The sequence below is a fragment of the Corallococcus exercitus genome, from assembly GCF_003611585.1.
In the GTDB taxonomy this organism is placed as follows: domain Bacteria; phylum Myxococcota; class Myxococcia; order Myxococcales; family Myxococcaceae; genus Corallococcus; species Corallococcus exercitus.
Genome location: NZ_RAVW01000812.1, coordinates 1 through 983, shown reverse-complemented (window position 1 = coordinate 983; position 983 = coordinate 1). Strand labels below are relative to the sequence as shown.

The following is a 983-nucleotide window of genomic DNA, read 5'->3' as shown; positions in this document are numbered from 1 at the left end:
GTCCTGAAGGCATCCGACAGGCGCTGCTTCATCAGGGCGTCCAGCTGCGCGGCCGGGGTGCCCGCGGGAGGGGCCGGGGCGCAGGCCGCGTACATCTCCCGGAGGGCCTGCCGGTGCGTGCGCATCCATCCCTCGAGGGACAGCTGCATCACGGTGGGCGCGACCCGGCGGCTCGTGTCCTTCGCCTCCGCGTCGTTCCACAGAACGACGAGATACGAGGCGCCGCCGCCGGAGAGCACCCACTGTTTCGACATGGCTTCCCTTCAGGTGACGAAGGCGCTGGATGCTAGCCAGTTGGCGGAGGGCGGGCCAGGGGCCGCACGCTCACGTACTCCGGCGGTGCGTTCACGGATGCGTTCGCCGCGGAGTACACGCACCCCATCTACCGCATCGTGCGGTGACCGCCGCGTTTGAAATGGCCGGGAGAGAATGCTTCCCTCCCGCCTCCAACAACGGCCTGCCTGTTCCTGAGCTTCCATGACCCGCCCGAACGCCTCATCCGACTTCGACCCCCAGCTGGCCGCGCTCCTGCCTTCGCTGGAGGGGTATGTGCCCGTGAGGATGACGCTGGAGCAGCTCGAGCACTTCCGCACGTTGAGCCGAGTGACAAGGGAGGACCTGCTCGGGGACGCGAAGGTCCGCTGCGTCGACCACCGCATCCCCGGGTACCAGGGCGCGGAGATCACGGTGTCGGTCATCGCGCGGGAGGACCATGCGACTCCGGGCCCCGCGGTCTATTTCATCCATGGTGGCGGCATGGTGATGGGGACCCGCTTCGCGGGGGCGAAGCCGCTCGTGGACTGGGCGCTTCGTCATGATGCGGTCTGCGTGACGGTCGAATACCGGCTGGCGCCCGAGCATCCCGCGCCCGCCCTGGTGGAGGACTGTTACGCCGGGCTGGAGTGGATGGCGGCGAACGCCGCGCTGCTGCGGTTTGATCCGAACCAGCTCGTCATCTTCGGCGGGAGCGGCGGGGGCGGGCT

General features: G+C 69.1%; 1 protein-coding gene and 1 pseudogene. One reads left to right on the top strand and one right to left on the bottom strand.

The window, feature by feature from the left end:
• A pseudogene (locus D7W79_RS42255) lies at positions 1–254 on the bottom strand (SH3 domain-containing protein); the annotation flags it as partial.
• Positions 255–477: 223 nt separating this feature from the next.
• Between D7W79_RS42255 and D7W79_RS42250 the strand changes: the two are divergent.
• Positions 478–983 (top strand): alpha/beta hydrolase (locus D7W79_RS42250; protein ID WP_147442367.1); only part of this gene is annotated, 506 nt, incomplete at its 3' end.